Genomic DNA, 6,107 nt, shown 5'->3' with positions numbered 1-6,107 from the left:
CTCCCACACCTTCTACAGAATTACTTCTGTATTTAATGGTTCTCTCATTTGCCCAGATTTCATAAGACAAGCCTTCGGCATGTTCCAGACGATCCCTAAGCAACTCATAATCTCTCAGCGACGGCACAGGTCTGTTCATATATTTCCACCACGGATAATCTCCAAAACCACCCCATGGCCATTTCTGAACAAATATTGTTTTAGAACCCAGTTTATCTATACTTGCCTGCAGTTTACTTCTAAAAGTATCAGCAGCAGAAAACACGAATATGATTGCAAAAATACCAATGGTGATCCCTAATAAGGAAAGCATGGTGCGAAGCTTATTTTGGCGGAGAGCATCAAATGCAAATCGAAAACTTTCGCCTATTAGTTTGAGAATGATCATAATTAATGTTTAGACCAAAACTAACCAAAAAGGTTACAGAAAAACATTATATAATATAAAAAATACATTTATGTTTATGAATAAAACATATCTTGTTTATCAGGACGTAAGTTAATTGCAAAAAAGAAGATTATATTTTGTAAATTTGCGCCCTTAATTATCACATCGAAAAATATGAAGTTATCTCAATTTAAGTTTAATCTACCTGAATCATTAGTTGCCAATAATCCTTCAGAACAAAGGGACGAAGCCCGTTTAATGGTTTTACACAAGGATAGTGGCAAAATTGAACATAAAATATTTAAGGATATTTTAGGTTATTTTGATGATAAGGATGTAATGATATTGAACAACACCAAAGTTTTTCCTGCCCGTTTATACGGAAACAAGGAAAAAACAGGTGCGACAATTGAAGTCTTCTTATTACGTGAACTGAACAAAGAATTACGTTTATGGGATGTTTTGGTTGATCCGGCCCGTAAAATCCGCGTTGGAAACAAATTATACTTTGGTGATGACGATTTATTAGTTGCCGAAGTTGTTGATAACACCACCTCACGCGGACGTACCATCCGTTTCCTATTTGATGGAACTGACGAAGAATTCAGAAAAAATATCGAAATCCTTGGCGAAACGCCACTTCCAAAATACATTAAGCGTAAAGCTACTGCGCAGGATAAAGAACGTTATCAAACTATATTTGCAAAACATGAAGGTGCAGTTGCTGCCCCAACTGCTGGCTTGCATTTTAGCAGAGAGTTGATGAAACGTCTGGAATTAAAAGGTATTAATTTTGCAGAAGTTACTTTACATGTTGGCTTAGGTACTTTCAGATCTGTAGAGGTTGAAGATTTAACTAAACACAAAATGGACTCAGAACAGTACATTATTGAGCAAAAAGATGCAGATATTGTAAATAAAGCGATTGAAGAAAAAAGAAGGGTTTGTGCTGTTGGAACTACTTCGATGCGTGCAATAGAATCTGCTGTTTCTTCAAACAGAACACTTAAGGCGGCTAACGACTGGACGAGCAAGTTCATCTTCCCTCCATATGATTTCAGTATCGCTAACTCAATGATTACTAACTTCCACACTCCGGAATCAACTTTATTGATGATGGTAAGTGCATTTGGCGGTTACGATTATGTTAGACATGCTTATGAAGTAGCTTTAAAAGAAAAATACCGTTTCTATAGCTATGGTGATGCTATGTTAATCATTTAGTACTTTAGATACTAGTACTTAGTATTTAGACAAAATGCAAATAGCTCATTAACTATACGATTTATCTAAATACTAAGTACTAAATACTCACTCATGAAATACTACGCTATTTTAGTTGCAGGTGGTTCCGGCAACAGAATGCAAAATACCATCGCCAAACAATTTCTATTATTAGATGGCAAGCCGATACTCATGCATACACTTGAGGCTTTTCATCAATGCCCACTAAACCCCGAAATACTCTTAGTATTAAACATACATCAACATGCCTACTGGGAAGAGCTTTGTAATACTTACAGCTGCTCAATTCCTCATCAGGTAATAAAAGGTGGCGAACAAAGATTTCACTCCGTAAAAAACGGTTTAAAAGCAATTAGGGGAAAAGGGATTGTTGCCGTACATGATGCAGTAAGACCATTGGTATCTCCTGAGCTTATCTCGAAATCATTTCAGGTAGCGGAAGAAAAAGGCAACTGTGTTGTAGGCATTAATCCAACAGATTCCATCAGGAGAATCATTGGAGGCCAAAAAAGTGAGTCGCTGAACAGAAATGAGGTCGCTTTGATACAAACCCCCCAAACATTTAATCTGGACATGTTAAGAAAATCATATGAAAAGCCGTTCAGAAATGAGTTTACGGACGACGCCTCAGTTGCCGAGTATTCTGGATTTGAGATAAATATGATAGACGGAGAAAGAGAGAATATTAAAATTACTTATCCGGAGGATCTTGAAATTGCTTCAATTTTCCTCAAGCGGTCGTTACGCTGATAAAGACAAATGGTCTCTAATAGCATAACGACCGATTAACAGGAATGCTATTACGCTGCCCTATTGATAACTTTTAGAATAATTGCGATAACAGCAATCACTAATAAAATATGGATTAAGCCACCAACATTCGGACCAAAACCATTAAAGAAGAAGCCAATGATCCACAGTATTACTAATACTACGGCAACTAGATAAAGTAGATTTCCCATAACGTTTAATTTAAGTATATGTTTTAGATAGATTTCAGGTTGTGTTAAACACTTCCATGACAATACATAAACAATCATCGTTCCAAAAAAAGAAAGGCCCCGATAATTGGGGCCTTTCTTTTTTATTAGTTATGGTTAATATTCGTCTTCGTTAAAGAAGAAATCATCCTTAGTAGGGTAATCTGGCCAAATTTCTTCGATGGTTTCATATGGTTCCCCATCGTCTTCCAAAGCTTGTAAATTTTCTATCACCTCTACAGGTGCTCCAGATCGTATACCATAATCTATCAATTCATCTTTTGTTGCAGGCCATGGAGCGTCTTCCAAATGCGATGCGAGTTCTAAAGTCCAATACATATTTCTTTACTATTAAGTTATTCTAAATTTATTCGCAAAAGTATATTAAAAAACCTGAGCAAAACAAACTTTTTTTTCCACTTTTTTTAAAGCCTCGGAAGCCATATATTTTCTTCCGTTCCAGCATCTAAATTCAGTTTTCGTGCCAAAACAAATAAATAATCGCTTAAACGGTTCAAATAAATGGTCATTTTTTCGTCAACAAAGCTTTCGGCAGCCAAATGTACCGTTAAACGCTCTGCACGGCGGCAAATACATCTTGCAACATGGCAGTAAGAAACTACCGTATTTCCACCTGGCAACACAAAATGCTTCAATTCTGGCAGTATTTCGTTCATGCCATCCATTTCCTGTTCCAACAGTGCAATGTCGCTTTCATGAAGGTCGGGTATCTTCATTTTGGATTTTTCAGGATCAGCAGCTAGCGATGCTCCTACAGTGAATAACCTGTCCTGAATCTCTTTAAGTATTTTTTGATGATGGTTATCTATATCCTGACACATGATTAATCCTATGTAGGAATTAAGCTCATCAACGGTTCCATAACATTCAATACGCAAATGGAATTTCGGAACTCGGGTACCTCCTATCAACGAGGTTAATCCCTTATCACCGGTTTTGGTATATATCTTCATTAAGAAATGTTATACTATTTTCTCAAAATCACTGCCTATTTTTTCCAGATTGCTAAGGCGTGGCGATACGGTTTTAATATCTTCATTCTTATAGTCCTTCTCAACCAAACCATCGCGCATACGCACAATGCGATGAGCATGTTGAGCAATATCCTCCTCGTGCGTAACCAGGATGATGGTATTTCCCTTACTATGAATTTCTTCAAGCAAACCCATAATTTCTATGGAAGTTTTAGTATCAAGGTTACCTGTTGGCTCATCGGCCAATATAATTGATGGGTTGTTTATTAAAGCTCTGGCAACAGCTACACGCTGGCGCTGCCCACCCGAAAGCTCATTAGGCTTGTGTGTAACCCTGTTGCCCAGGCCTACGTTTTCCAAAGCTTTTTGAGCCCGCTCGTCACGCTCCTTTTTAGAAGCACCGGCATAAATTAATGGTAAAGCAACATTATCTAAAGATGTTGAACGGGGTAAAAGATTAAAAGTTTGAAAAACAAACCCGATCTCTTTATTTCTTACCTCAGCAAGCTCATTATCGGTCATATGGCTCACATTAATTCCATTAAGAATGTATGTTCCCTTACTTGGGGTATCTAAACAGCCAAGAATGTTCATTAAGGTCGATTTACCAGAACCTGAAGGCCCCATTAAAGCAACGAACTCGCCTTTATGGATATCAAGAGTAACGGATTTTAAAGCATGAATAACTTCTGAACCTATAACGTATTTACGGCCTATCTCTGTAATTTGTATTAATGCTTTTTCCATCACTTTTTTCTTTTTAGACGATCTTTAATACTTCAATGTTACACTTCAGCTTATTTTTCTATGATCTTAGGGACAAAGAAGAAGCTTTCGTTGTGTTTAGCTGCATTCTTTAATCCATCTTGTACTGTAATTTCCTGCTTCACTACATCTTCTCTCCAGATGTTTTCTTCCTGGTTCATATAAACCAAAGGCTTTACACCTGTAGTATCCAACTCATTCAACTTCTCCATAAAAGTAAGTATCTTATTCATGTCGGCAATCAATGTATCAACTTCTTTATCTTCAATAGCTATTCTGGCTAAATCAGCAACTTTATTTATGGTTTGCTTATCTATAATCATTTATGAGCAAGTTTACTGTTTATTAAATCAAAAACGCGGTCCTTCAATATATCTGAGTCATCAACACCCAAATCCTGAGTCCCAATTGGTTTGTGGATGTAAATATCGCAAATTCCCGGACTTGTTCCATATTTTGATCCATCATCCCACATTCTTTTCCAAACATTAATCATACTGACAGGAACAATGGCTATATTTTTTTCAATTGCAAGTCTAAAAGGCCCATTTTTAAAAGGGATTGTTTTGGGAGGATATTGATCTTCTATCCTTCCTTCCGGAAAAATAATCAGGCTCATTCCCTTTTCCAGATTATCACCTGCTTTTTTAAACGCCCTAAACGCCGAAATCTTACTCTCACGCTTTACCGGAACATCAATAGTATTAAAAAACAACTTTAAAACAGGGTTAGCCAGCAACTCTTCTTTACCCATAAAATGAAAGCGTCCCTTTGCAATTACACAAAGTATCATGATATCAAAATTAGAAGTATGATTGGCACAATAGATATAAGTCTGATCGCTTTTTAATTCCTCTTCAAACTTAATACGATAAGCCAATCCAATAAAGAAACTACAAATGAAGCTATTCCATTTGCGCAATTTGTTCATCAGGTCGTAGTACTTTGGGTTTCTCGAAGCAAGATAATAAAACGGGTAAAACAGAGCCGAAAAAACCAAAAGAACAAATAAAGAATAAATACGGTGCAGGTGCCTTAGAAGTTTAACCATTGAATTCAAACATACAAATTTTTAGAATTCAAACCATTAAAGTATCAGAGTTGAGAAATTAATTAACCAATTAAAGAAATAAGGATAAAAAAAGAAATTATTAGCAGATCGAGTTGTGGTTTTTTATTAATTTCGGCCCTATGAAAGAAACGGTAGTTAGTGGCATACGTCCGACAGGAAAATTACACTTAGGGAATTATTTTGGTGCAGTAACCAACTTTGTAAAAATGCAGTACGATTATAACTGCTTTTTTTTCATTGCTGATCTTCATTCTTTAACGACTCATCCTACTCCTGGAGATTTACATGGCTACGTTAGACACGTTTTGGTAGAATATCTTGCATGTGGAATAGACCCTGAAGAAACAACCATCTATATTCAGTCTGATGTTCCGGAAGTTGCCGAACTGTATTTATATCTTAATATGAATGCATACATGGGTGAGTTGGAAAGAAGTACTTCATTTAAAGACAAAGTAAGGTCTCAGCCAGATAATGTAAATGCAGGTCTGCTAACCTACCCTACCTTAATGGCAGCTGATATTTTGATCCATAAGGCTACAAAAGTACCCGTTGGAAAAGATCAGGAACAGCACCTTGAATTTACACGTACTTTTGGCAATAGATTTAACAGATTATATAATTCAGAATATTTCCCTGAAGCCAGAATATTTCCCTGAAGC

At 36.5% G+C, this 6,107-nt stretch carries 9 protein-coding genes and 1 pseudogene; 3 read left to right on the top strand and 7 right to left on the bottom strand.

The features are described from left to right. On the bottom strand, positions 1-388 hold a 388-nt coding region (locus AC1DDX_RS21435; protein WP_477622565.1), incomplete at its 3' end, for an ABC transporter permease. 174 nt (positions 389-562) lie between these two features. Between AC1DDX_RS21435 and queA the strand changes: the two genes are divergently transcribed. Further along, a complete protein-coding gene (gene queA, locus AC1DDX_RS21430) occupies positions 563-1,612 on the top strand; it encodes a tRNA preQ1(34) S-adenosylmethionine ribosyltransferase-isomerase QueA (RefSeq protein ID WP_172659154.1) in 1,050 nt (349 codons plus the stop codon). A 93-nt stretch (positions 1,613-1,705) separates the two neighbouring features. Beyond that, positions 1,706-2,383, top strand: coding sequence for a 2-C-methyl-D-erythritol 4-phosphate cytidylyltransferase (locus tag AC1DDX_RS21425; protein WP_172659155.1), 678 nt, complete (start codon positions 1,706-1,708; stop codon positions 2,381-2,383). A 50-nt stretch (positions 2,384-2,433) separates the two neighbouring features. Here AC1DDX_RS21425 and AC1DDX_RS21420 read toward each other — a convergent pair whose 3' ends face one another. From AC1DDX_RS21420 to AC1DDX_RS21395, 6 genes are all read right to left on the bottom strand, one after another. Then, the gene (locus AC1DDX_RS21420) at positions 2,434-2,595 is read right to left on the bottom strand and encodes a lmo0937 family membrane protein (protein WP_152542334.1); all 162 of its coding nucleotides are present in this window, start codon (positions 2,593-2,595) and stop codon (positions 2,434-2,436) included. Between the two features lie 135 nt (positions 2,596-2,730). Next, positions 2,731-2,952: a DUF2795 domain-containing protein gene (locus AC1DDX_RS21415; protein WP_008240955.1), complete on the bottom strand. Its 222-nt coding sequence runs from the start codon at positions 2,950-2,952 to the stop codon at positions 2,731-2,733. Positions 2,953-3,038: 86 nt separating this feature from the next. Continuing rightward, positions 3,039-3,587 carry a cob(I)yrinic acid a,c-diamide adenosyltransferase gene (locus AC1DDX_RS21410; protein WP_172659156.1) on the bottom strand — a complete coding sequence of 183 codons (549 nt, stop codon included), beginning with the start codon at positions 3,585-3,587 and terminating at the stop codon, positions 3,039-3,041. A 9-nt stretch (positions 3,588-3,596) separates the two neighbouring features. Beyond that, on the bottom strand, positions 3,597-4,355 hold the full coding sequence (locus AC1DDX_RS21405) for an ABC transporter ATP-binding protein (protein ID WP_172659157.1): 759 nt from the start codon (positions 4,353-4,355) through the stop codon (positions 3,597-3,599). A gap of 50 nt (positions 4,356-4,405) precedes the next feature. Then, positions 4,406-4,696 (bottom strand): Asp-tRNA(Asn)/Glu-tRNA(Gln) amidotransferase subunit GatC, encoded by a 291-nt coding sequence (gene gatC, locus AC1DDX_RS21400; protein ID WP_048906171.1) that lies wholly within the window; start codon positions 4,694-4,696, stop codon positions 4,406-4,408. Beyond that, positions 4,693-5,304 (bottom strand): lysophospholipid acyltransferase family protein, encoded by a 612-nt coding sequence (locus tag AC1DDX_RS21395; protein WP_477612306.1) that lies wholly within the window; start codon positions 5,302-5,304, stop codon positions 4,693-4,695. The genes gatC and AC1DDX_RS21395 overlap by 4 nt, the downstream gene beginning before the upstream one ends. 260 nt (positions 5,305-5,564) lie before the next feature. Between AC1DDX_RS21395 and trpS the strand changes: the two are divergent. Next, positions 5,565-6,098, top strand: a pseudogene (gene trpS, locus AC1DDX_RS21390) (tryptophan--tRNA ligase); the annotation flags it as partial. Positions 6,099-6,107: the final 9 nt, after the last annotated feature.

Source organism: Pedobacter sp. 10L46_2 (assembly GCF_056395165.1).
This window is presented reverse-complemented; position numbering and strand designations above follow the sequence as displayed.

What these genes read in the sequence shown, in the direction of transcription:
- AC1DDX_RS21420 (WP_152542334.1), bottom strand. Translation starts at nt 2,595, where the DNA reads ATGGGAAATCTACTTTATCTAGTTGCCGTAGTATTAGTAATACTGTGG.
- AC1DDX_RS21415 (WP_008240955.1), bottom strand. Translation starts at nt 2,952, where the DNA reads ATGTATTGGACTTTAGAACTCGCATCGCATTTGGAAGACGCTCCATGG.
- AC1DDX_RS21395 (WP_477612306.1), bottom strand. Translation starts at nt 5,304, where the DNA reads ATGAACAAATTGCGCAAATGGAATAGCTTCATTTGTAGTTTCTTTATT.
- gatC (WP_048906171.1), bottom strand. Translation starts at nt 4,696, where the DNA reads ATGATTATAGATAAGCAAACCATAAATAAAGTTGCTGATTTAGCCAGA.
- AC1DDX_RS21405 (WP_172659157.1), bottom strand. Translation starts at nt 4,355, where the DNA reads ATGGAAAAAGCATTAATACAAATTACAGAGATAGGCCGTAAATACGTT.
- AC1DDX_RS21410 (WP_172659156.1), bottom strand. Translation starts at nt 3,587, where the DNA reads ATGAAGATATATACCAAAACCGGTGATAAGGGATTAACCTCGTTGATA.
- queA (WP_172659154.1), top strand. Translation starts at nt 563, where the DNA reads ATGAAGTTATCTCAATTTAAGTTTAATCTACCTGAATCATTAGTTGCC.
- AC1DDX_RS21425 (WP_172659155.1), top strand. Translation starts at nt 1,706, where the DNA reads ATGAAATACTACGCTATTTTAGTTGCAGGTGGTTCCGGCAACAGAATG.